The 23522-nt window shown below is 60.5% G+C and carries 24 protein-coding genes and 1 pseudogene; 12 read left to right on the plus strand and 13 right to left on the minus strand.

Going from position 1 to position 23522, the window contains the following annotated elements:
• Positions 1 to 138: 138 nt before the first annotated feature.
• The gene (locus tag HX869_RS06770) at positions 139 to 609 is read left to right on the plus strand and encodes a RidA family protein (RefSeq protein ID WP_003215091.1); all 471 of its coding nucleotides are present in this window, start codon (positions 139 to 141) and stop codon (positions 607 to 609) included.
• Between the two features lie 6 nt (positions 610 to 615).
• On the plus strand, positions 616 to 1338 hold the full coding sequence (locus tag HX869_RS06775) for a CPBP family intramembrane glutamic endopeptidase (protein ID WP_003215093.1): 723 nt from the start codon (positions 616 to 618) through the stop codon (positions 1336 to 1338).
• Between the two features lie 6 nt (positions 1339 to 1344).
• Here the strand turns inward: HX869_RS06775 and HX869_RS06780 are convergent, their stop codons facing one another.
• Entirely contained in the window at positions 1345 to 1710 is a 366-nt protein-coding gene (locus tag HX869_RS06780; RefSeq protein WP_003215095.1) for a hypothetical protein, read from the minus strand.
• Between the two features lie 288 nt (positions 1711 to 1998).
• Between HX869_RS06780 and HX869_RS06785 the strand changes: the two genes are divergently transcribed.
• Positions 1999 to 2415 carry a hypothetical protein gene (locus tag HX869_RS06785; protein WP_003215097.1) on the plus strand — a complete coding sequence of 139 codons (417 nt, stop codon included), beginning with the start codon at positions 1999 to 2001 and terminating at the stop codon, positions 2413 to 2415.
• A gap of 18 nt (positions 2416 to 2433) precedes the next feature.
• Here the strand turns inward: HX869_RS06785 and HX869_RS06790 are convergent, their stop codons facing one another.
• A complete protein-coding gene (locus HX869_RS06790; RefSeq protein WP_174717786.1) occupies positions 2434 to 3243 on the minus strand; it encodes a helix-turn-helix domain-containing protein in 810 nt (269 codons plus the stop codon).
• A gap of 116 nt (positions 3244 to 3359) precedes the next feature.
• Between HX869_RS06790 and HX869_RS06795 the strand changes: the two genes are divergently transcribed.
• Positions 3360 to 3677: a DUF2834 domain-containing protein gene (locus HX869_RS06795; RefSeq protein ID WP_003215101.1), complete on the plus strand. Its 318-nt coding sequence runs from the start codon at positions 3360 to 3362 to the stop codon at positions 3675 to 3677.
• Positions 3677 to 4099, plus strand: coding sequence for an MAPEG family protein (locus tag HX869_RS06800; RefSeq protein ID WP_003215104.1), 423 nt, complete (start codon positions 3677 to 3679; stop codon positions 4097 to 4099). The genes HX869_RS06795 and HX869_RS06800 overlap by 1 nt, the downstream gene beginning before the upstream one ends.
• On the opposite strand, the pseudogene HX869_RS06805 reads toward HX869_RS06800, so the two are convergent.
• The 3 genes and pseudogenes from HX869_RS06805 to HX869_RS06815 form a co-directional block, all read right to left on the minus strand.
• Positions 4089 to 5056, minus strand: a pseudogene (locus HX869_RS06805) (substrate-binding domain-containing protein). The gene HX869_RS06800 and the pseudogene HX869_RS06805 sit on opposite strands and share 11 nt — an antisense overlap.
• A 3-nt stretch (positions 5057 to 5059) precedes the next feature.
• Entirely contained in the window at positions 5060 to 6202 is a 1143-nt protein-coding gene (locus HX869_RS06810; RefSeq protein ID WP_003215107.1) for a phytanoyl-CoA dioxygenase family protein, read from the minus strand.
• Entirely contained in the window at positions 6202 to 7047 is an 846-nt protein-coding gene (locus HX869_RS06815) for an SDR family oxidoreductase (RefSeq protein ID WP_003215109.1), read from the minus strand. The genes HX869_RS06810 and HX869_RS06815 overlap by 1 nt, the downstream gene beginning before the upstream one ends.
• Positions 7048 to 7170: 123 nt before the next feature.
• Between HX869_RS06815 and HX869_RS06820 the strand changes: the two genes are divergently transcribed.
• The gene (locus HX869_RS06820) at positions 7171 to 8196 is read left to right on the plus strand and encodes a LacI family DNA-binding transcriptional regulator (RefSeq protein ID WP_177042174.1); all 1026 of its coding nucleotides are present in this window, start codon (positions 7171 to 7173) and stop codon (positions 8194 to 8196) included.
• Positions 8197 to 8232: 36 nt separating this feature from the next.
• Positions 8233 to 9237, plus strand: coding sequence for an inositol 2-dehydrogenase (gene iolG, locus HX869_RS06825; protein WP_178902904.1), 1005 nt, complete (start codon positions 8233 to 8235; stop codon positions 9235 to 9237).
• A 42-nt stretch (positions 9238 to 9279) separates the two neighbouring features.
• On the opposite strand, the gene HX869_RS06830 is transcribed toward iolG, so the two are convergent.
• Together HX869_RS06830 and HX869_RS06835 are read right to left on the minus strand one after the other, a co-directional pair.
• On the minus strand, positions 9280 to 10446 hold the full coding sequence (locus HX869_RS06830) for a cystathionine gamma-synthase (RefSeq protein ID WP_008436288.1): 1167 nt from the start codon (positions 10444 to 10446) through the stop codon (positions 9280 to 9282).
• Entirely contained in the window at positions 10443 to 11819 is a 1377-nt protein-coding gene (locus tag HX869_RS06835; protein ID WP_178902905.1) for a cystathionine beta-synthase, read from the minus strand. The genes HX869_RS06830 and HX869_RS06835 overlap by 4 nt, the downstream gene beginning before the upstream one ends.
• Before the next feature lie 265 nt (positions 11820 to 12084).
• On the opposite strand from HX869_RS06835, the gene atzF reads away from it, so the two are divergent.
• Together atzF and HX869_RS06845 are read left to right on the plus strand one after the other, a co-directional pair.
• Complete coding sequence (gene atzF, locus HX869_RS06840) at positions 12085 to 13884, plus strand: allophanate hydrolase (RefSeq protein WP_178902906.1); 1800 nt, start codon at positions 12085 to 12087, stop codon at positions 13882 to 13884.
• 2 nt (positions 13885 to 13886) lie between these two features.
• Entirely contained in the window at positions 13887 to 14573 is a 687-nt protein-coding gene (locus HX869_RS06845) for a GntR family transcriptional regulator (RefSeq protein WP_177080891.1), read from the plus strand.
• Between the two features lie 148 nt (positions 14574 to 14721).
• Here HX869_RS06845 and dapA read toward each other — a convergent pair whose 3' ends face one another.
• Both dapA and HX869_RS06855 read right to left on the minus strand, forming a co-directional pair.
• Positions 14722 to 15585 (minus strand): 4-hydroxy-tetrahydrodipicolinate synthase, encoded by an 864-nt coding sequence (gene dapA / locus HX869_RS06850; RefSeq protein WP_178902907.1) that lies wholly within the window; start codon positions 15583 to 15585, stop codon positions 14722 to 14724.
• Between the two features lie 292 nt (positions 15586 to 15877).
• Positions 15878 to 16846 (minus strand): alpha/beta hydrolase, encoded by a 969-nt coding sequence (locus HX869_RS06855; protein ID WP_087695025.1) that lies wholly within the window; start codon positions 16844 to 16846, stop codon positions 15878 to 15880.
• Positions 16847 to 16942: 96 nt separating this feature from the next.
• On the opposite strand from HX869_RS06855, the gene HX869_RS06860 reads away from it, so the two are divergent.
• Positions 16943 to 17422: a VOC family protein gene (locus HX869_RS06860; protein ID WP_003215129.1), complete on the plus strand. Its 480-nt coding sequence runs from the start codon at positions 16943 to 16945 to the stop codon at positions 17420 to 17422.
• 13 nt (positions 17423 to 17435) lie between these two features.
• On the opposite strand, the gene HX869_RS06865 is transcribed toward HX869_RS06860, so the two are convergent.
• Positions 17436 to 18599, minus strand: coding sequence for a GGDEF domain-containing protein (locus HX869_RS06865; RefSeq protein ID WP_003215131.1), 1164 nt, complete (start codon positions 18597 to 18599; stop codon positions 17436 to 17438).
• A 70-nt stretch (positions 18600 to 18669) separates the two neighbouring features.
• Positions 18670 to 19290: a LysE family translocator gene (locus HX869_RS06870; protein ID WP_177009454.1), complete on the minus strand. Its 621-nt coding sequence runs from the start codon at positions 19288 to 19290 to the stop codon at positions 18670 to 18672.
• 240 nt (positions 19291 to 19530) lie between these two features.
• Between HX869_RS06870 and HX869_RS06875 the strand changes: the two genes are divergently transcribed.
• Positions 19531 to 20097 carry a hypothetical protein gene (locus tag HX869_RS06875; protein WP_003215135.1) on the plus strand — a complete coding sequence of 189 codons (567 nt, stop codon included), beginning with the start codon at positions 19531 to 19533 and terminating at the stop codon, positions 20095 to 20097.
• A gap of 175 nt (positions 20098 to 20272) precedes the next feature.
• Here the strand turns inward: HX869_RS06875 and HX869_RS06880 are convergent, their stop codons facing one another.
• On the minus strand, positions 20273 to 21418 hold the full coding sequence (locus HX869_RS06880) for a serine hydrolase domain-containing protein (protein WP_177050599.1): 1146 nt from the start codon (positions 21416 to 21418) through the stop codon (positions 20273 to 20275).
• Positions 21419 to 21489: 71 nt separating this feature from the next.
• Positions 21490 to 22557 (minus strand): fatty acid desaturase, encoded by a 1068-nt coding sequence (locus HX869_RS06885; RefSeq protein WP_003215138.1) that lies wholly within the window; start codon positions 22555 to 22557, stop codon positions 21490 to 21492.
• A 316-nt stretch (positions 22558 to 22873) separates the two neighbouring features.
• On the opposite strand from HX869_RS06885, the gene HX869_RS06890 reads away from it, so the two are divergent.
• Positions 22874 to 23437: a recombinase family protein gene (locus tag HX869_RS06890; RefSeq protein ID WP_102604935.1), complete on the plus strand. Its 564-nt coding sequence runs from the start codon at positions 22874 to 22876 to the stop codon at positions 23435 to 23437.
• The last annotated feature ends 85 nt before the right edge of the window (positions 23438 to 23522 follow it).

Here is a 23522-nt window from a genome sequence, read left to right on the forward strand (position 1 = left end):
ATAAGCGCTGTTTGCCAGTATTGGTTGTCGTATCACTTGCGAAATAGCGGTCGGTACTTCCCGTGGAGATGGCACATGGCTATGCTGTGGCCGGCGACTTCATGGCGTGGATTCGCAACGACTGAGGAAAACAAAAAAATGACACCGGATCAAAAGTACGCGGCGGCCATGGTGCGCCTGGGTTATCAACTCAACGAGTTCAAGATCGGCGGCAACTACACGCCGCTGCTGAGGGACGGCAATCACGTCTACATCAGTGGCCAGATTCCGCGGGTGGGTGACGCCATCGTGTTGCCCGGCAAGGTCGGCGAAAGCCTCAGCCTGGCCGACGCACAGATTGCCGCGGGCGTCAGCGCACTGCGTTGCCTGGGCTTGCTCAAGCAGGCACTGGGCTCCCTGGATCAGGTCAAGGCGATCCTCAAGATCAATGTGTACGTGCGCAGCGCGGATGACTTCGACCAGCAAAGCGAAGTCGCCAACGGTGCGTCGGACCTGTTGAACGAGATCCTGGGGGCCGCAGGATCCCATACGCGCACCTCGGTGGGCGTGCTGCAATTGCCCAAGGGCGCGGCCGTGGAAATCGACATGATCGCCGTGGCACGGGACTGAAACCGGGTGATCGCCGAGGCGTTTGCGGTACTGGTCCACTATGGAATCTACCTGCTCCCGGGACTGATCCTGTTTGGCCTGTGGTTTGGTCTCACGCCAAAAACATTGCCGGGCTTGCGCATCGTTATCCTGCTGCTGGCCTTTGTGCTGATGCGCGATGCGATGACGCCACTGGGCATGTGGTCGCTGAGCCGCGAGGTGCAGATCGAATTCACGGCCAACCCGTGGGTGCTGGCCGCGCTGGGCGGGTTATCCCTTGGGCTGATTGCCCTGCTCGCGCGCCTGGCACCGGAGTTGTGGCAACTGACGGTGCTGTTCAAGGGCAATCGTTGGGCGGGCCTGGCGGTGGGACTCGGGGCCGGGTGTCTGATCGGTCTGCCATTGCGGCTGTATCAAGGCATTGAGCCGGTTTATTGGGCCTGGCTGATGGGCATGCTGGTGCTTGCCTACTGCGCCAATGCGCTGGAAGAGGTATTGTTTCGCGGCTTCTTGCAGGGTTATCTCGAACAGCACGTTACGCCGCTGCGTGCGGCGTTGCTCAGCGGGTTGGCGTTCGCCGCGTGCCATTCATTTCTGGCGTTGAGCGTGACGCAACTGGGCTGGCCAGTGTTGGCCTTTACCCTGATTGAAGGCGTGGCCTGCGGGCTGGTGCGGATGCGCTACGGTGTGGTGGCGGCGACGGCCACCCATGGCACGGCGATCTTGCTGATTGCCGTGCCGATGGTGTGAACCGTCTCAGGCCTGTACATCAACGCCGATGTGGGCCTGGAGCCAGTCTTTGTAGACCGCGATGTTATCGGTCGACTGGTCGCCATTTTTCGCGGTGACAGTCTTGCCGTCCAGGCGCCCGATATCGAGCAGGTACTGAAGACCGTTGGCCACATGGGTGGCGTCGCTTTTGCTGAGTGACTGAACATCGGGCAGTTCGACGGCGTTGCCTTTATCGTCGAAGGTCGCCCATGAAGGGTTGGCCCTGGCGGTGGCAACGGTTTGCGCGGTCGAGCGCACTTGCTCCTGATAGCTGGCTTCCAGCTTGGTCTTGATCTCGGGCGTGGCGTTGGTGACTTCAATCCTCCCGGCCCGCAGGGTGCCGTTTTCCATGGATTGTGTAAAAGTCTTCTGTCCCAGCGCTAACAGACTTGTCGTGCTTCCTATCATGGTGCCGCTCCCTTATTGGTAGCAGCAACAGAGCAAAACCCGGGCCATGTGCTGCATGCCTTGTGCGGCGCGGGCTGGGTGGTATTGCCGGGGCAGGGCGCAGGCCAGGAGTTGCCGGGGCTGGCAAAGGGTTGCCACGTCGGCTCGCGCGAGCGCATTTCAGAACGTTGGAAACTAAGTTCAGAATCTCCAGTCTGTAATAGCGTATCGCCACCTCTACAAGGAATTAACATGAAGCTTAAGGTCGTTTTGCTGGGCACGGTTTTGTTGGCTGCGCCGCTTTACCAAGCGGTTGCCGAGACGTGCAGGGCGAACAGTTATGGTGGGTCCGATTGCGAATACGACAATGGCACCTCTTCCAAGAGTCGCGCCAATAGCTACGGTGGGCAAGACACCCAATACAGCGATGGTACTTCCTCCAAGAGCCGCTCCAATAGTTATGGCGGGCAGGATATCCAATACGGCGACGGCACCTCGGCCAAGACCCGTTCCAACAGCTATGGTGGGCAAGACACTCAATACAGCGACGGCACCTCAGCCAAGAGCCGCTCCAATAGCTACGGCGGGCAAGACACCCAATACAGCAACGGCTCCTCCTCCAAGAGCCGCGCCAATAGCTATGGCGGGCAAAATACGACAAATAACTAATGGCCCCGCCGCGGCTTTCTACCTCACCAATGACCGCTCATACGCCGCGGTCATCACCTGCCACGTCTGCGCATCCGCCGGAATCAAATGCTCGATGCGCAACGACGTTACCGTGATGTCCTGAGGCATGCCGAAGGTGGTGAAGGTCGACATGAAGTTCAGCTCACCTTCACGGGAGTTGACGCGTGTCAGCACCAGTGGCGGCGGTTCATTGACCAAGGCTTCGGTACTTTGCGGGGCCGGCAGGCTGTCCAGAAGCCTGGCAAGTTCGGAGTTGCCCAACGCCTCGCGCGTCGCCCGTTGCCAGGCGATGGTGCGGATTTCGTCAGCGTTGATCAAATGATCACCCAGGCCGCCAGGCTGTAGCAGGGTGACCAGCAAATTCAGCCCATCAGCCGCCTCCGGTTTGATCCCCACCAGCTCGAACAGCACCTGGGTACTGGCGTTGGCGGCGAGCACTTCCCAGTGGCTGCCCAGCACGATCGCCGGTGCAGGATTGTTCGCGTGCAGCACATGGCTGATTGCCTCGCGAATAGCCTCCATGGAGGGCGAGGAGAGCGGGGTTGCCTCATAGCGCGGGGCGAAGCCGGCAGCGAGGAACACGCTGTTGCATTGCTCCAGCGGAACCTCCAGCGCCATCAGCAAATTATGCAAGGTGCCCGGGCTCGGCTTGGCGCGCCCGGTCTCGATGCAGCTCAGGTGGCGTTGGGAAACCCCGGTGATCAGCGCCAGTTCCAGCTGGCTCAATCTGGCGTGCCGACGCAGCACGCGCAGTTGCGTGCCGGCGGTAGTGTCGGGGTTGGCGCGGGGGAAAGGTTGGCTGCTCATGGGTTGACTCTGGCCGTGCGGGTCGGTGGTGTCGATGACCTTCGAGGTCATTGAGAGGGGAACGACGTTATCACTAATGTGCAGCTTCCCGAACCGTTGTCTCCAAGGAGGAGAACATGCGCAGACCCTGGATTGCCCTGGCCGGGCTGTTGGCTTTTGCCCTGTACACATTGATCACGATGCTGATCGCCGAACAATCGCTCATGGCGTTCGGACGTGAATTGATATCGAGGCCGGATACTGCCCAGGTGGTGATTGACTTGTATCTGATGGCGGCCTTGGCGGGCGTATGGATGTACCGGGATGCGCGGGCCAGGGGCAAATCCCTGGCGTCGGTGTTGCCCTATTTACTGGTAACAGCGGTTTTCGTATCCATCGGTCCGCTGCTGTATATCGTGGTCAACGGGTTCCGCGAACCTTCAGGGGGCCGGTGATGGAGGTTTATGCGTTGTGCGTACTGGTGCTGTTCTTGAAGATGCTGGCGATCTCCTGTTACCAGGGTTTCTTTCGACTCAGATTCCGTGCATTCACTAACCACGAGGATGCAGCTTTCTTCCATCGCGATGCGAATCCCCAGGAGTTACCGCAAGTCTCCCGGGCCGAAAAGGCTTGGGCCAATGATCTGGAAAATATTCCGTTGTTCTTCATTTTGGGTGGCCTGTGCCTGGCGATGGAAACGCCAGGCACCGCTACCGCGGGGTTGTTCTGTCTGTTCACCGCTGCCCGTGTGATGCATACGGTGATGTATCTGAGCGGCCGCCAGCCCTGGCGCACCCTCGCTTATGGAGTGGGAGTGCTCTGTTTGTCGGGGCTGGCCGGTCTGCTTGGCGCTGGGCTGATAACAATCAAGGGGTGAGAAAGGCCTGATAGTTGTCCTTGGTGATCTGTTGATAGGGAATGGTCAGCTCCGCCGTGTAGGGCTGCTTCCTGATCATCTTCAGCGCCAGGTCAATCGAGCCGACGGCCTGGCCCTTGTTGTCCTGATAGGCCGTGACTACCAATAGATCTTTTTTGATCGCATCCAGGCCGGCGGGTCCGCCGTCGCTGCCGCCCACCAGGATGTCCTTGCCAGGGTGCATGCCGGCCTGGGTAATCGCCATCGCGGCACCGATAGCCATTTCATCGGCATTGGCCGCCACGGCGTCGATTTTCTTGCCCGAGACGATCCAGTTGTTCATCAGGTCCATGGCCTTGCTGCGTTGCCAGTCGGCGCTTTGTTCTTCACGATATGGATGTCGGGGTAATCCTTCAGTACGTTTTTCACGCCCTGTGTGCGGTTGTGGGTGGCGTTGTTGGAGAGCAAGCCGAGCATGATTGCGAGGTTGCCCTTGCCGTTCATTTTTTCCGCGAGGTAGCGCATCTGAATCTCGCCCGCTTTGATCTCGTCCGAGCCGACATAACCCACCCCGGCCGGTAAGCCGGGGATGTCCGGGCGACGGTTGACGTACACCAGCGGGATACCCGCCTGCTGGGCATTCACAGTCATTTTCTGGGTGGCGGCGGTGTCGACCGCGTTGACGATAATCGCGTCCATGCCTTGGGCAGAAAAGCTCTGCACCTGGTTCAGTTGGCGCACCACATCGCCTTGGGCGTCTTCGAATTGCAGGGTCACGTCGGTGAGGTCCCTGGCGTGGGTCGCCATGTAGTCACGCATCTGGGCGAGGAACACGTCGTCCACCTGGGCGATGCTGACGCCGATGCGTGTCTCGGCGAGGGCTAGCGGGGTAACGATGAGGGTCAGGAGCAAGGTCAGCAGCTGTTTTTTCATGGTGTCAGTCCGTTTTTTTGTTGTTTTGAAAGACGTTGAAAACATTCCTCAGCCTTGGCGTTTGGCGTGTAGTTGCGCAACGCGTTCGGCAAAGGTCTCGCAGGGCCAGCGTTCGTTCAGTGCCTGCAACATCAGTTGCTGCCCGGTTTGCGGAGCCAGGCCCTGTAAGGGTGGGTCGGTATCCAGGTTGGTGGGAAAGGAATAGCCATCGGCGGTGCAGGCGATCACCGCGTGCAGCGCCTCGCCATCCATGACGTTGTCCGCCAGGCGCTCCAACAGGCAGGGGTACAGCGCCAGCATCATCCGGTCGCGGTCCACAGCCTCCATCGTTTTGCCGAACGCCGAGGAGATTTGCAGCAGGTTGGCCATGCGCTGGCGGTCCGGTGTGCGATTGGTGCCAGCGGCGTGAAACAGGGCCGGGTTGAAGAACAGCAGGTCACCTTTGTTCAGCGGCAATTGCACGGCATGCTGCTGGAAGTACTCGATGAATTCAGTGCGCCTCCAGGCCAGGTAGCCCAGTGGGTATTGCTGGGAAAACGGCAGCAGTTGGGTCGGGCCGGTTTCCAGGGGCATGTCGCTGTGGGCCACGGCCCCTTGCAGCGTGAGGTATTGGGACAGCGTGTGCAGGGGCAACGGAAAGCGCTCCACCACGTCGATGGTCTGGAACCCGAGGTGATAATCACGGTGCGGTTGCTGGGCTTGGCCACCGGGGTGCACCACGTTGACCTGGGCCGTGACTTGGTAGCCCGGGCCGAGCCAGGCTTGTGCGATCAACCCCAGCAGTGGGTTGGCGTAATATTCGACAAAGGATGCCGGCGACTGCAGTGCGGCCTTCTGTAATGAGTTCCAGATACGTCCGTTACTGCCGGCCTTGGCGAAGTGGTCGGCGGCCACACCTTGCGCAGCCTCTTGGGCAAAGATCGCTTCGAATACCTGGCTGTGACGGTCGACCACGTCCAGGTCGGCGTAGCCCTGGCGCACCACCATCACTCCCGGCCCCTGGCTGAACAGGCGATGCAGTTCGTCCAGCACGGCGTGACGATCGCCGTTGCGCAGTGCCTGGGCCTGATAGATCGGGATGTTGCTGCACACTTCGGCGCAGTGCGGGTAGTCCTCGGCAGCAGCCTGCTGGGCACAGATCGAGTGAAAATCTTCCAGTTGCACCGCATCGGCGCTGACAAAGGCAGGCATCACGCACCCTCCACCAGGCTCAAGGCCTGATCGGGGCGTGGGGTGCCGCCGTCGCCACAGCCGATGACGCCTTGCTCCAGGTCGATCACCGTGCCGGTCATCATTCCCGACTCGCGTGACAATAGAAATGCCACGCTCCGGGCCACCTCTTCAGGTTTGAGCAGGCGGCCGAAGGGCTGTGCGGCTTCGGCGGCTTCCAACCAGGCATCCCCGGCACCGTGGTAGTGCCGCTGGATTTCATCCTCGTGCGGTGTGTCCATCCAGCCGATGTTCAAGCCGTTGACCCGAATCCGGTTGCGCAGGGCGCTGAACGCCACGTTTTTGGTCAGAATCGCGAGAGCGCCCTTGGACGCCGCGTAGGCACTCAAGAACGATTGCCCGCCGTGGCCGGTGACACTCTGGATATTGACCACTGCACCTTCAACCCTCTGGCTGATCATCAGCTTCAAGGCTTCCTGCATCAGGAAAAACGGCGCCCTCACATTGACCGCAAATAGTCGATCAAACAGTTCGGGGGAGGTGTCGAGAATGGTGCCGCGATCCGACATCCCGGCGCAGTTGATCAGCCCGTGGAGGGTGCCGAAGTGGGCACGGGCCGCCTCGATCACGGCGCGGCAGTCGCCAATCTGTTCCAGGTCCGCCTGGACAAACACCGCGCGGCAATCGAGCGCTGCCAACTGCCGTACTTGCTCCTGGCCCTGGTCCGGGCGGCGTCCGCAGATGATCAGGCCGGCAGCACCGCGCCGCGCGAGGGTATGGGCGACGGCAGCACCCAACCCCTGGGTGCTGCCGGTGACGACAAAGTATTGGCCTTTGAAGGTATGGCTGAGGTCGGTTGAAGGCATCGGGGTCTCCTGGGTTTTTGTTGTTTTGAAGGCCGGGCTCGACGCCGGGCAAAACTGAGACTAGCATTGCGGTCACCTCAATGAGTCTCAAAAAGACCTCAAAAAAACCTCAGGCTCAACGGCATGCTCGAACGCGCTAAACACTTTTCCATCAAGCAACTGGCCACCCAGGCGGGCGTCAGCAAGGCGACGGTCGATCGCGTCTTGCATGAGCGCGGCAGCGTGCACGCCCAAACCCGGCGGCGTATCGAACAGGCTCTGGATGAGCTGGAATCCCAGGAAAAAAATGGCTTGGCAGTAGGCCGGACCTTTCATGTCGATGTGATCATGCACACGCCCAAGCGCTTCAGTGCGGCGGTGCAGGCCGCCATCACCGCCCAACTGGGCAGCCTGGCACCGTTTCGTATCGCCCCGCGGTTTCATGTGTTCGAAGAGATCGAGCCTCAGGCGATGCACGACCAATTGCTGCGCTGCCTCGAGACCGGCAGCCAGGGTGTGGTGCTCAAGGCCGCGGACGAGCCGGCGGTGAATCTGGCGGTCAAGCACCTGGCGGCCGCAGGTATTCCGGTGGTGACCCTGGTCACCGATCTGCCCCACAGCGAGCGCATCGGCTACGTAGGCATGGATAACCGCACCGCCGGAAAAACCGCCGCGTACCTTCTGTCCCGCTGGATGTCACCCCAACCCCAGGAAGTGGCGGTGGTGATTGGCAGTGAATTGTTCCGGGGCGAGGAAGAACGCGAAATGGGGTTTCGCATGTGGCTGCGCGGCCGTGCGACGCACCTGCGGGTACTGGATATCAGCGGTGGGTACGGCGTGTATGACCGAACGTTTGCCCGGGTCACCGATGCGTTGAAGCAGCATCCCGAACTGAAGGCGGTGTACAGCGTCGGCGGTGGCAACCGCGCAATTGTCGACGCCTTTGCGGCTCTGGATCGCCCGTTGGACGTGTTTATTGCTCACGACCTCGACGAAGAGAATCGCCAGCTGTTGGCTGAAGAAAAAGTCGCCGCGATTATCGATCACAACCTGCAGATCGATGCGCGCCATGTGTTTCTGCACATCCTGCAATTTCATCGGCTGTGGAAGGCTGGGCCGATTGCGCCGTCACAGGTACAGATCGTCACACCGTTCAACCTGCCGGACTGAATCTCCACACCCAATAACAATCCCAGGAGTTCGACCATGCTACGTATCGCTGTCCTTGGTGCAGGGCGCATCGCCAACATTCACGCGGCCAATGTCGCGGCCCATCCTGATGCCACTCTGGTGGTGGTCGCCGACCCCTGGCGGGAGGGCGTCGATGGCTTGGCTGCGCAGCTGGGTTGCGAGGCGGCCTATGACTGCGCAGCAGTGCTAAGTCGGGACGATATCGACGCGGTGGTGATTGGCACACCCACCGACACTCATATCGATTTGCTGCTGGCGGCCGTGTCCCAGGGCAAGGCCGTGCTGTGCGAGAAGCCCATTGACCTGGATTTCGCCAAGGCGCGGGCGGCGGCGCAAGCTGTGGAGCGCGAGGGCGGCAAAGTAATGCTGGGCTTCAACCGCCGCTTCGATCCCGACACGCTGCGCCTGCGCCAGGCCATCGACGCGGGGCAAATTGGTGCTGTGCGGCAGGTGATCATCACCAGCCGTGACCCGGGGTTGGCGCCACGGGATTACCTGGCACATTCCGGCGGCATCCTGCGGGACATGACCATTCATGACTTCGACATGGCGCGGCACCTGCTGGGTGAAGAGCCCATCGAAGTCAGCGCGATAGCCAGCCGGCTGGTAGACCCGAGCCTGGCGCAGATTGACGACTTCGACAGCGTGATGGTGCTACTGCGCACCGCATCCGGGAAACAGTGCCATATCAACTGCTGTCGGGAGGCGGTCTACGGGTATGACCAGCGACTTGAGGTGTCCGGGGCCAATGGGGTGTTGCTCACGGATAACCATCGACCCAGCACCTTGCGCCATTGGAACCACGAGCACACCGAGGCGTTGGAGCCGTTGCAGCATTTCTTCCTGGAGCGTTATGCGGATGCCTACCGCAATGAGTTGGGGCAGTTTATCCAGGCACTGAGCGCGGGGCGCGCGCTGCCCACCAACATGCGCGATGGGCTGTATGCGTTGCACTTGGCGGACTGTGCGCTGGAGTCCATCAAGACCGGGCGAATGGTTGAGGTCAATTACGCTATTTAAGGTGTTGCCGGAGCGGGCATGCTCGCTCCGGCAGATTGCGCGTTAGATTTTTGCCAACGCCTGCGCCAGATCCGCCCGCAGGTCTTCCACATCCTCAACCCCCACCGACAACCGCACCAACCCATCACCAATCCCCAGCTGCGCCCGGGTCGCTGCCGGGATGCTCGCATGGGTCATGATCGCCGGGTGCTCGATCAGGCTTTCAACGCCCCCCAGGCTTTCAGCCAACGCAAAGATCTTCACGTTTTCCAGGAAGCGTGTCGCTCCTGCCAGGTCGCTTTTCAGGTCCACCGAAATCATCCCGCCAAACCCGCGCATCTGCCGGCGTGCCAGCTCATGCTGCGGGTGTGATGCCAGGCCTGGGTAATAAACCCGCGCCACTTGCGGCTGTTGCTCCAGCCATGTCGCCAGTTCCAGCGCATTGCTGCAATGGCGCTCCATGCGCAGCGCCAGGGTCTTCACCCCGCGCAAGGTCAGGAATGCGTCGAACGGCCCGGCAATCGCGCCCACGGAGTTTTGCAGGAAGCCCAGGCGCTCGGCCAGTTCAGGATTCTGGCCCACCACCGCAATGCCGCCGATTACATCGGAGTGGCCGTTGAGGTACTTGGTGGTGGAGTGCACCACGATGTCGAAACCCAGCTCCAGCGGGCGCTGGATCCAGGGGCTGGCGAAGGTGTTGTCGGCCACGCAGATGATGCCCCGGGCCTTGCAGATGCGGGAGATGGCACTGAGATCGGTCAGGCTCAGCAGCGGGTTGCTCGGGGTTTCGACCCAGACCATCCGCGTGTCGTCCTGCAGCGCGGCTTCGAAGGCCGACAGGTCGGTCAGGTCGACGAAGCTGAAGCGATGCCCGGCGCTGCGCTGGCGCACTTTGTCGAACAGGCGGAAGGTGCCGCCGTACAAGTCATTGCCGGAAACCACGTGGGAACCGGCGTCGAGCAGTTCCAGCACGGTGGAAATCGCCGCCAGCCCGGAGGCGAACGCGAAGGCCTGGGTGCCGCCTTCCAGGTCGGCCACGCAGCGTTCCAGGGCGAAGCGCGTCGGGTTGTGGGAGCGCCCGTAGTCAAAGCCCTTGTGAACGCCGGGGCTGTCTTGCAGGTAGGTGGAGTTGGCGTAGATCGGCGGCATCAGCGCCCCGGTGGTCGGGTCCGGGGATTGCCCGGCATGGATCACGCGGGTGGCGAAGGCGCTTTTATCGTGCTGGGTCATGCAAGGGATCTCCGTAGGTGATTGAGCAGGTCGACGCGGGTGATCAGGCCGTGAAAGCCCGAGGCGTCGGCAATGATTGCCACCAGCCCGCGATCCAGTTCGGCCTGCAATTGCGCAAGGCTGGCGCTGGGTGCGAGGGTGTGAAGGGCGTTGGTCATGGCGCTGCCGACGGTCATGGAAAAGTGCGCGGCGTTCTGATGCAGGCCGAGCAATACATCCGACTCGTCGAGCACCCCCACCAGTTGCTTGCCGTCCACCAGCACCGGCAGCTGTGAGACGTCGGCCAGGCGCATGCGCTGGAAGGCGGTGAGCAGGCTGTCGTCGGGGCCGACGCTGATCACCCGGCCATCCTCGAAGCGACGGGCGATCAGGTCGCGCAGGTCGCCGTAGTGTTTGTATTGCAGCAGGCCGGCGTCGTTCATCCATTGGTCGTTGTAGACCTTCGACAGGTAGCGCGTGCCGGTGTCGCAGACGAAGGTGACCACGCGCTTGGGCTCGGTCTGTTCGCGGCAATAACGCAGGGCGGCGGCCAGCAGGGTGCCGGTGGAGGAGCCACCGAGAATGCCTTCGGCCCGCAGCAGTTGGCGGGCGTGGTCGAAGCTTTCTTCGTCGCTGATGGAATAGGCGTGGCGCACGCTGGAGAGGTCGGCGATCGAGGGGATGAAGTCTTCGCCGATACCTTCCACGGCCCACGAGCCGGGCTCGGTCATGGTGCCGCTGCGGCTGTACTCGGCCATCACCGAGCCGACCGGGTCGGCCAGCACCATGGTCAGGTCAGGTTGCACGCGCTTGAAGAAGCGCGTCAGGCCGGTGAGGGTGCCGGCCGAGCCGACGCCAACCACGATGGCATCCAGGTCATGTTGGGTCTGGGCCCAGATTTCCGGGGCGGTGCTGGTCTCATGGGCCAGGGGGTTGGCCGGGTTGTTGAACTGGTCGGCGAAGAACGAATCGGGAATGTCCTTGGCCAGTCGCGCCGCCACATCCTGGTAATACTCGGGATGGCCCTTGCCGACATCCGAGCGGGTGATGTGCACCTCAGCGCCCATGGCTTTCAGGTGCAAGACTTTCTCGGTGGACATCTTGTCCGGCACCACCAGCACCACCCGGTAGCCTTTGGCGCGTCCCACCAGGGCCAGGCCGAGGCCGGTATTGCCGGCGGTGGCTTCGATGATGGTGCCGCCGGGGCGCAGGCGGCCATCCCGCTCGGCGGCGTCGATCATGGCCAGGCCAATGCGGTCCTTGATGGAGCCGCCGGGGTTCTGGGATTCAAGCTTGAGGAACAGCGTGCACGGGCCGGTATCGAAGCGGCTGACCCGCACCAGCGGGGTATTGCCAATCAGTTCGAGCACGGCGGGGCGGGAAGCGGTGGGCATGTCGTCACCTGGCTACGGAAAGGGCGTATGGGATGGACAGCAGCGTTTACAACATGGTTTCGAACATAGGCCGGTATCGGGCCGCTCGCAACCGCGCGGCCGCCAGAATGTCTTTTTTTGGCGCATTGCTGCTTCATGACGGAGCACGGCTGGAGGCGCTCCATCGGCGGGTTTTCTGTCAACCTCACGTATTCATTGGCTTGCAGCTGATTGGCCCAGGGATTGCTAAAAGAAATCCAAACTTGGATACAAGATGGAATCCTCAATGCGCAACGAACAACTCGGCTGGACCCTGGGTGAATGGCAAGCTGCCTACCGCAGCCAGGCGCTGACTCCCGATATCCTGTTGACCCTGGCGAGCACGTTTCCCTCCGAGGACAATGCCTGGATCAGCCAGGTGCAACCGCAGCAATTGAGTGACCAGTTGGCGCAGTTGGCCGAGCGGCTTGCGGCGGTCGACGGCGATATCGACCAGTTGCCGTTGTATGGCGTGCCGTTTGCCATCAAGGACAACATCGATGCGGCGGGTTGGGAAACCACGGCGGCGTGTCCTGAGTTTGCCTATACCGCCGCGGCGGATGCCTCGGTGGTGGCGCGGTTGCGGGCGGCCGGGGCGATCCTGATGGGCAAGACCAACCTCGATCAGTTCGCCACCGGCCTGGTGGGTACACGCTCGCCCTACGGCGCGGTGGGCAACAGTTTTAACCCGGACTATGTCAGCGGCGGTTCCAGCTCGGGTTCGGCCTCGGTGGTTGCCCGCGGGCTGGTGGCGTTTTCCCTGGGCACCGACACCGCCGGTTCCGGGCGGGTGCCGGCGGGCTTCAACAATATTGTCGGGTTGAAGCCGACCAAGGGGCGCTTGTCTAACACCGGACTGGTGCCGGCCTGTCGTACCGTGGACTGTATTTCGGTATTTGCGCTGACGGTTGAAGATGCCGAGACGGTTGCGGGCCTCGCTGCTGCTTACGACGCCAGCGACGCCTATTCACGCGTCAATCCCAACACTGCTCCCGTAGCGGTCGGCGCCACAATCAAGCTGGCGGTTCCGGCCAGCCTGGAGTTTTTTGGCGACGCGCAGAACCAGGCCGTATTTGAACAGGCGCTGCTCAGGTTCCAGTCCCTCGGCGCCGAAATCACGGCGGTGGATTTCAGCCCGTTTCAGCAACTCGCCGAGCAGCTCTATTACGGCTCCTGGGTTGCGGAGCGCACGGTGGCACTGGAAGGCATGCTCGCCAGCAACGCCGAAGCGATCAACCCGGTGGTGCGTGGCATTGTGGAAAACGGCCACACGTACAGCGCCTGCGATGCCTATAAAGCCGAATACCTGCGCGCCGAACTGAGCCGCCGCATCAACGACACCCTGGCCGGTTTCGACGCCTTGCTGCTGCCGACATCGCCGACGATCCGCACCCTGGCGGAAATGGCCGTGGAGCCGGTGCTCTACAACTCGCAGTTTGGCTTCTACACCAACTTCACCAACCTGGCCGACCTCTCGGCACTGGCCGTGCCCGCCGGGCTGCGCAGCGACGGCCTGCCGTGCGGCGTCACCCTTATCGCACCGGCCTGGCACGACGCCGCCCTGGCGCATCTGGGCAAGCGTTGGCAGGCCGGCCTTGATCTTCCGCTGGGCGCTACCCAACGCAATCTGCCGCAACCGGCACCGGCGCGACAGGCGCCCGGCAGCGTGCGGGTGGCGGTGGTTGGGGCGCATCTCACCGGGATGCCGCTGAACTTCCAGCTGACCAGCCGCAACGCCGTGCTGGTGGAGCAAACCCTGACGGCGAGCAACTACCGCCTGCATGCACTGCCGGGCACGGTTCCGCCCAAGCCGGGGCTGGCCAGGGATGACTCGGGCCGCTCGATCATCGTCGAGCTGTGGGACATGCCTGTCGCCCGCTTTGGTGAGTTCGTCGCCGAGATCCCTGCGCCGCTGGGCATCGGCAACCTGACCCTGGCGGACGGGCGCAGCGTGAAGGGTTTTATCTGCGAGCCCTGGGCCCTGGCAGGCGCCACCGACATCACCGAATTCGGCGGCTGGCGCGCGTACATGGCGAGCAGGAACTAGGCATGCAGCTCTCAACCACGAGAAAACCCGGCGAACGGCCGGACAGCCTGGCGGAACGGGTCTACCAGCAGGTGAAGGACGACATCTTCGGCTTTCGCCTGCTGCCGGGTGATCGCTTCAGTGAAGGTGACGTGGCCGAGCGCATGCAGGCCAGCCGCACGCCGGTGCGCCAGGCGCTGTATCGGCTGGAGCGGGAAGGGTACCTGGAGGTGTTTTTCAGGAGTGGCTGGCAGGTGCGGCCGTTCGACTTCAACTATTTCGAAGAGCTTTACGACGTAAGAATCGTGCTGGAGTTGGCCGCCGTCAGCCGCTTGTGTGGCATGGCGGAGCAGGGGCTTGAACGGCTTGAAGCGATCTGGCGGGTGGACGAAAGTGCGCGTCTGGATGACGCACAGGTCGTCTGCGCGCTGGATGAGGAGTTCCACTGCGGGTTGGTGCAGGCCACGGGCAACGCTGAAATGGCGCGCATGCATTACGAGATAACCGAGAAAATCCGCATCATTCGGCGGCTGGATTTCACTCAGCAATCACGTATCGCAGCGACCTATGAGGAACACGCAAGCATCCTCGATGCGATCTCGGCACGGCACAGCGATCTGGCGCAGCAACTGCTCAAGACTCACATCGAGGTGAGCAAGCAGGAGGTGCGCAAGATCACGTTGCATCGGTTGGCGGTGGCGAGAGGATAAGCAGCCCGTGCCCTGTGGCGAGGGAGCTTGCTCCCGCTGGGGTGCGAAGCGCCCCCAAAACCGGTCACCCCATTTTACCTGGCGAAAACGCGGTGCCTGAATTGGGGCTGCTGCGCAGCCCAGCGGGAGCAAGCTCCCTCGCCACGGGTTATTCCCGCACGCCTAATACTTGCTGCAACCGATTTGTCACCGTCTCACTCGCCCCCAACATCGGCGCCCGCAACTCACTGCCGATCAAACCCTCCATCGCCAGCGCGGCCTTCACCGGCGCCGGATTGGGCTCCACGAACAGTGTGTGAATCAACGGCAGCAGCCCGAAAAACGTCTCGCGAGCCGCCAGCAACCGGTTGTCGCGAACCTGTCGATGCAGCGCCACAAAATCTGCGGTACGCACATGCGCCGACGCGGCAATCGCGCCGGTCGCTCCCAGGCACAGCGCGTTGAATATCTGCACATCCTCGCCACACAACACATCCACATTCCCGCTGGCCAGCAGCGCCAGGGTATTGGCCAGGTTGCCGCCACAATCCTTGATCGCGACGATCCGTTCATGGGCGACGATGTTCAGCAACGTCGCCTGTTCGAAGGCGATACCGGTGCGGTAGGGAATGTCATACAGAATGATCGGCACACTGGACGCATCGGCCACGGTGCGGAAGAACGCCTCAAGGCCCGCCTGGGACGGGCGGATGTAGCTCGGCGGCGGTACTAGCAAACCGGCCACCGGGCGTTGCAGGATTTCACTCTGGAACTGCAGCAGCTCAATCTGGTTATACCCCGCCAGGCCCATCACCACCTGCTGCGGCGGTACCAGTTCCAGTACGGCATCCAGCATCGCCAACTGCTCACGGCGGCTCAGTGCTGCGGCTTCGCCGGTGGTGGTACAGACCATGATCCCGGCCACGCCTTGTTCCAGCAGATGGCAGACCAGGCGGCGCAAGCCGATGAAGTCGATAACGCCGTTATGAAACGGTGTAACGACGGGAACCCAGATACCTTGAAACGATGACATGCGCTTTCTCCTGATGGTTGACCGATTTCGTCACCGTCAGAAGGGCAGAGGGAAGTAAGCAAGAGGAGGGGGCCTTCGCGCTCAATGTCCTGTCAGCTCATCTGACGGGACAGCGCGCCCCGGTCACATGAGCGACTGTTTCTTCGATTTGAGGGCGTGCGCAACGCAACCTTGCGCCTTGGCAATCAAGCCAATGACGGAAAAGTTGAAGGTCGTTGCAGACATTGAGGACACACCCTGAAGAAGGCGCTTATCTTTATGGATTATTACAGGGTGTGTCAACTCACGGTGGTCAGTCGCGGTTCAACCAGTGGCGCACGAAACGCACCTGCTCTGCCGACAGTTCTGCGTCTTCCGGCGCGCCCATGAAACCGCCGTGGGGCATTGCTTCAAAGATGTGCAGTTCCACCGGTACCTCGGCCTGGCGCAGCGCCCGGTGCAGGCGTACGGCGTTGGACAGGAACAGGTCGCGGGTGCCGCTTTGCACGAACGTTGGCGGGAAGCCTGGTGCGAAATCCCCGAACAGCGGCGACAGGTACGGGTGAGACAAATCCGCGCCAGCGGCGTACAGCAGGTTGGTGCTCATCAGCGGGTTGGGCAACACCACGTCGACGGTGCGGTTGACCTGGAAGCTGTCGCCCGATTCGGTCAGGTCCACTTCGGGTGACAGCAATACCAGCGCGGCCGGCAGCGGCAAGCCTTCGTCGCGGGCGCGCAGCACCATGGCAGCGGCGAGGTTGCCTCCGGCCGAGCGTCCGCCGATCACGATCTTGTCCGGGGTGTGGTGCTTCAGCACATGCCGGTAGGTGGCCATACAGTCATCGAGTGCCGCCGGGTACGGATGGTCAGGCGGCATGCGGTAGTCCACGCCGTAGCAGGTCAGGTTGTGCAGGTCGGCGTGCTTGCCGGCGGCGAGGCGGGCGTTTTCGCCGCCGCCGAACACCAGGGCGCCGCCGTGCAGGTCGATATAGGCGAACTCGGCCCCGTATGCCGGCGTCGCCCGGTACACCGTGGCGTCTTCCACGGTGAATGTCTCAACGTGGTCTGCCGTCTGTCCCGCCTGGGACGCCGCGTACTGTTGGGCAACTGCGGCCTGCATACGGCGCCAGCCAGCGTGGTCATCGGGTGCGGGCAGGGTGTACAGGCTGTTCAGCGGCACGCCATCGGCGTTCACCATGCGTTGCAGCATCGCCTGGGCCTCGGGGCTGATGGACCGCGGAACCGGGATGATTCGCGGGTCGATCCTTACACCATTACTCATTCTCTGCACCGTTTGGGTTCATGTCAGGACGCGAACGCATTCTTGTCGGTAGCGGTACTACACTGCAAGTCCGAACCTCCACGCTGGAGAACACTCATGCTCAACAAAAACACGGTGTGCCTTTGGTACGACGGCAGTGCACTGGACGCTGCCAACTTCTACGCCAGGACCTTCCCGGACAGCGCAGTGACTGCGGTCCATCACGCCCCCGGGGATTATCCGGCGGGCAAACAGGGCGATGTGTTGACGGTGGAATTCACCGTCATGGGTATTCCTTGCCTGGGGCTGAACGGCGGCTCCGGCGTGCAGCACAACGAGGCGTTTTCGTTCCAGGTAGCCACCGACGACCAGGCGGAAACCGACCGCTTGTGGCACGCGATTGTCAGCCATGGCGGCCAGGAAAACGTCTGCGGCTGGTGCCAGGATAAATGGGGGGTGAGATGGCAGATTACCCCGCGTGTACTGAGCGCGGCGATCACCCATCCCGACCCGGCAGCGGCCAAGCGGGCGTTTGATGCGATGATGGGGATGACCAGGATTGATATAGCGGGGATTGAGGCGGCGCTCAAAGGTTGATGCACCGATTGAGTCAATCGGCGCCCACCGCAGTCCGGTCCACCAGACGAATACGGTTGCGTCCGCCACGCTTGGATTCATACAGCGCCGCGTCGCCTTGCTCGATCAAGGCCGCGAGGCTGGCGGGCGGCGTGTCGAACAGGCTGGCGCCGATGCTCAATGTCACCGCTTCGGGCGTGGCGAACGCCTGCGAGGCAGCCTGATGAAACTGTTCGCGCAGGGCGCTGCCCAGCGCGACAATGCGCGCGTTCGAGGTGTCGTTAAGCAGGATCACGAACTCGTCGCCACCCAACCGCGCCGCCAGCGAATCATCGGGCAACTGCGCGCGAATCATCTCGCTCAGGGCCACCAGCAGCCGGTCGCCCGCGGTATGGCCGTACAGGTCGTTGATCAGCTTGAAATTGTCGATGTCGATCAACAGCAGGGCACCCGGCCGGGCCTGCGAGACCTCGCTCAGCAGGTTCGGCGCGCGCATTTCAAGGGCGCGGCGGTTATACAGCGCGGTCAACGGGTCGCGGGCGGCCAACCGTGCAATCTGTTCCTCACGGCGGTAGCGCTCGGTGCCGGTCATCGACAATGCAATCAGCATGATCGCCATGGCGCCTTCCACCAGCGACACCTGAATGATCTCGCCACGAAACGCCGTCAGATCGATCAGTGTCCCCGGCACGATCGCCACCAGCGACTTGGCCAGATAGAACAGCCCGTGGGCCAGCAGCACATAGCGCAGTTGCACCGCGCCCACGCTGAGTGATCGGCCATGGGGGCGTAACAGGAAACTGGCCCGCAGGGTCGGCAGGGCAACCAGCAGCGAGTTGGCCAGCAGCATGGCCCTGGACCACGACTGTCCTTCCGGCAACAGCAGCATGGCAAACCAGGCCACGAACATCAGGTACCAGGCGCGAGACAGGCGCACCTGGGTGAAACGCGCAACGCCCAGCAGGAACAGCCAGTGGGCGGTGATCAGCAACCCGTTGGCGAACCAGATGCCGATCAACAGCAGGCCGCTGGCCCGCAACAGCGCCAGGGTGCTGCCCACGCTGATGATGGCGAAACCGGCAGTCCAGTACAGCAGCGATGGCTCGCGGACATTGCGCCACTCGACGGCCAGGTACAGCGCGGCGGCGCCTGCCAGGGCGATGGTGAGGACCAGTATGGTGATGGGGTCGAGCGCCATGGGCGAACTGGCCTGCCTGAGTTGCGGTGAGACGGCGATTGTAAGCGTTTTCGCCGGTTTTTCGCAGTGCTCAGGCCCTGCGCGCCATCAGCAATACCGTCGCGGCGGCCGACAACAACCCCGCACAGCAGCGGTTGAAAATCCGCTTGCCCCGAGGCTGCGCGAACCAGCGGCGCATATGCAAACCCATATAGGCGTAGGCGCTGATGGCGAACCATTCCAGCGCCAGGAACATCGCTCCCAGCAGGGCAAATTGCGGCGTGATCGGACGTGCCGGGTCGACGAATTGCGGCAGGAAGGCGGTAAAAATCAGGATTGCCTTGGGATTGCCGGCGGCCACCAGGAACTCCTGTCGCGCCAAGGCCCACAAGCCCGCCTTGGGCGCCGTCGACTCAGCCTCCGCGTGCGGATTGGACCGCCACAGTTGATACGCCAGATAAAATAGATACGCCGCCCCCAGAATCTTGATCCCGTAGAACAACAACTCCGAGGTTTGCAGCACCACCGCCAGCCCGGCGGACGCGAGGGCGATCATCCCGGCAAAGGCCAGTAGTCGCCCGACGCCTGCCAGGCACGAAGTGCGGTAGCCGTAGCGGGTGGAGTTGCTCACGGACAGCAGGTTGTTCGGGCCTGGCGCCATGTTCAGGGCGAAGCAGGCCGGGAGGAAGAGGGTGAGGGTGGCGAGGTCCATGGGGGGCTCCGGCGGGCGCTGGCAGGTAAGGCCACGAGGATAAGGGATGTGAGGCGGTTGAACAATTTGCGCTAATGGGTAGAACCGATGGCGCTCTGGCCATGTCTGTGAGTCGTGGGTAAATAGATCGGTCACCATGACGCTCATTCGTTAATATGCCCGGCATGCCAATCGGGTAAAGGAAGTTGGCGTGAAGCACGAAGCGCTTTTCCCGGGAATTAAAAATAGAGTAGGCAGGGAATGGAATATCCTTCATTTGAAAACAAATCAAAGAAAAGAACCTTGTTGTTGGTGGTGTGTCTGTTATTTGGAGCATGGATTGCTTATACGCTCTGGGCCGGTCGCATTGTAATGCGAACGGTTTTAATGCCATCGATTCCCGAGTGGACGACCTATATAGTCATTGGTTGTCTGGTTGGACTCTTTTTTGCTGCAAGGGCCACCTACTATCGTCCGGCTGTAAGAAACCCGAACCGTGTTGGAGAATCTTTTTTTGGTGGTTTTTGCCTGGGTCTGATTTTGTCCTTGCACAGTTATGACGTCGTTACGTACCTGTTGCCCGGCGACATTGTTCAGTATGCGTCACCTTACGAGCTGGTGACTCCGGGGCCCTACGTTGGAAAGTTCAGTCGTTGTGAGGCGGGTCTGCGGATTAAGGATTTAAAGACTGAGCGCTGGGTTGCGCTTTGTACCACTCAGTCGGAATTCAACGATCAAAGAAAGACAGGCATGAATGCAGTGTGGGTGACTGCTCATTCAAACGAGATAGGTTCTTATATCGAGGCGTATGAATTTATTTATAAATAAATCATGTCGTCGTTGTACCAGCCTTCGTTCATAAGCCAATGACTCATTGTTGGCCGGGAGGGGAAGGTTTCGGTTTGCCATCAGCCACTTGTGTCTTGCCACAAACTTGCTGCGTTGCATTCGGCAGTATTGCGCCCCCTTGAAAGCCTCAGATGAACAGATCCGCCCCTTGCCTTCAAAGCGCCGCATAGACAAGGGATGAAAGTCGGCGGGGGCGTGGATCAATCATCGAATGGCTGCCCGAAGTCGTGGTGACAAAACCGAAGCTCACTTGTTTTTCGGGATCAGCGAAACTGATCGGGCCACCAAGCCCGATATGGCCAAAGGTGTTCGGGCCCATTGCATGGGAAGCCGTCGGGTCGCGTTGCTGCTCGAGCATGCAACCCAATCCATAACGCATGGGGCGCATCCATACTCGATCCATGCCATGACTGTGCTCACGGCTGAATTCAGTAAGCAGCTCGGGACCGATAAAGTTTCCTGCCATCAATGCACTGTAGAAACCGGCCAGGCCGTGAGCCGAACCGTGTCCACACACGGCGGGTTGCCGGTAGGCCCACCAGCGAGGGTCACTGGTTCGTCTGGGCACCATTCCGGGGTTGGTGAAGGCGAGCGTCGCGATATGCGACGGCTCGTTTTTCACCACGGTTCGCAACGCCTGCGAGTAAGGGTCACCGACTCGTCCCGTGGCACTGTCGAAACGCGCGATACGGTGAAAGTGTTCTTCGCTCACGCCAAGGTGCACGTCCAACTCATGGGGATCGAGAATCTCTTCGTGGATAAACACACAGGGATCTCGTCCGTCCACCCGGCGAATCAACTCGCCGAGGATCCAGCCAAACGTGGTGGTGCCGTAGCCCAGGTCTGTTCCCGGTTCCCACCACAGCGGCTCGGCCTCCAGCAGTCGCAGCATATGCTCCCAGTCATACATCATGGGGTTATGGTCGGGCCCCCGCAGCGCCGGCAGGCCTGCGGTATGGTTCATCACCTGGCGCAGGGTGACCTTTGCTTTCCCGCTCCGGGCGAACTCGGGCCAGTAACGGGCCACGGGTGCATCCAGCTCCAGCTTGCCCGCCTCAACCAACATCAGGACGGCCACCGCGACATAGGGTTTTATTACGCAGAAGGTATTGGCCAGCGTATCGCGGGTCCAGGGTTTCGTGCCCGCCTGGTCTGCCATGCCGGCCCACAGGTCGACAACGATCTCTGCGCCTACCTGCACGCACAGGCCGGCCCCACGTTCCTGCGGATCATCGAACATGTCCTCGAAGGCCTGCTTGACCGCTTCAAACTGCTTCGCACATATCCCTTGCGCTTTCATACCTCAACGTCCTCGTATTTGAAGTGCGGCCCTTGATACTTGCCGAACACCGATAATGGTTGTGGAGGAATTCACCCACGAGACCGAGTTTGGGAGTGCTCCATGGAAAAGCGATTGGCTCGTTTGTAGGTGCCGAAGTCATTGAACCTGACACCGGCCTGGGCCATGACTTTATGAGCATAAGGTGCCGTCATCTGACGCAGATAAAACGGGTCTCTCACCACGAAGTGATGGATGCTGTGAGTGCTGCCAAAGTTAAAACAGAACAACTGGAACGGCCACAGCCACCAAGGGTTCATCACCTGGGTTTGTTGTAATGCGTTACGCGGGGCAACATCGCCGTAATAGTGCATATTTGAACTTATAAAGAACAGGCAGAACTGCCGTATCATATTGGGCGCTATAAGAATAACCACTGCGCTATTGACGATATCCATTAGTTCCAGCGTCGTAGCAGAGCTGTGAACCTCCATCCCGGTAATTGACCCAAGCCAGACATACAGGTGGTAGCCGAGGAACACATACCAGCACCCCCAATACAGAAGCCCGAATGGTGTATTGAGCCGAATGATCTTGCCTAACAATTTTACCTTTTGCCGCCATCCCGGGGCAAACACCGCATTTAGAAAACCAAATACAAATCCGTCCACCAGTTTGAGTAATCGCAGTATTCCCCAAGGACTGCCGCTCGTGGTGATCCAGGCTTCAACATCAGAATCAGTTCCGGACTCCTTATGGTGATGAAAGTGCAGACTGCGTCTTAGCCACGGGCTGGGCATACCCGGGCGTGCCAGCCAGCAGAAGAGCATCATGGCATTATGGGCCAGCGGCTGTTTTCTAAAATAAAGGCGATGAATCAGGTCATGTTCGATTTCATGAATGAACGAAGTCAGCAGCGCATTGACCAGAATACACATCCATGCGGGGATAAAACCCTTTAGATAGAGCCCTCCCGTAATGACCATCCCTATCAGGGAAAACGCCATGACACTCGCGCCCAGAGCATCCTGGTGCTGCAGGATCGGATAACGCTTTCGCAGGTAGTTCCCATGATCGGTAATACTGCGGGTTACCTTATCAATCTTTTCCTGATCGGTAGTTGGGCGATCAATTTCGATGGCGCCTTCCAAGACATTCATCCATTCATCCTCTGATTGCAATCGAGAAATTAACAGCCGCGTCAAGCCGGTCATGTCAATTGTTTGAGCTGTAAAACAGTAGATACTCATATGGGTTGCTTGAGTTGCACGGGGCATTCAAGAAATACGAAATCGACTTTTTTGCGAAAAACTTGTTAGAATTCCATGCTTCAAAATGATAAGGGAAGTTCAACTCTTTGCAACTGTGTATTTTGGGTGGGTTCAGTGTTACAAGTGCGGTGTAAGGAATTGATGATTTAGTTACAGTTTGTACAAGTATAAAATGACGCTGTACAAGTATTGCCAAGGAGGCACCATGAGATTGCATCGCATCAAATATTTCCGGCGCGCTCTAAAAGAGCCCGAGGGTGGCGTAGAGAAAATAACAAGCGACGATGTATTTGATGCCGTGTTTTGCGATGAGCCGGCAGACAATGCCGCGAATCCTGCAGGCCTGGAAAGGCTACTCCGCTACCTGCAGTGCGGGGATACCGTGGTGGTGGACAGCATGGCAGCGCTGACTTCAAGCACGGAGCAGCTGTGCGCCATCATTCGCCGGTTGATTGAAAAGCAGGTCACGTTGGAGTGTTTGAACGAAAACCTGGTTTTCCGGCATGACTGTCTTGAAGTCGTGGAGTCGATCATTGCGGTAATGGAGCTGATTGCAGAGTTCGAGCGCGCTGCGATGAGGGAAAGACAGGCGGCGGGAATTGCCAGTGCAAAGAATCGTGGGACTTATAGAGGTCGCAAGAAAAAACTGTCTGACAATCAGGTTGTAAACTTGATTGACCGGGCCGCTGCTGGAGAAAGTAAATCCAAGTTGGCGCGTGATTTTGAAATCAGTCGGCAGACGCTCTATCGGTACTTGAGATCCAGATAGGGGCTTCTTCGGGTCGCACGAGGGAGCGGCTGCCAACAAGATCCTACAGTTGAAAAAACCTGTCAGGACGGCATGGCCCGAGGGC

Origin of the sequence: Pseudomonas sp. P7779 (assembly GCF_013386315.1) — a bacterium.
Taxonomy (GTDB): domain Bacteria; phylum Pseudomonadota; class Gammaproteobacteria; order Pseudomonadales; family Pseudomonadaceae; genus Aquipseudomonas.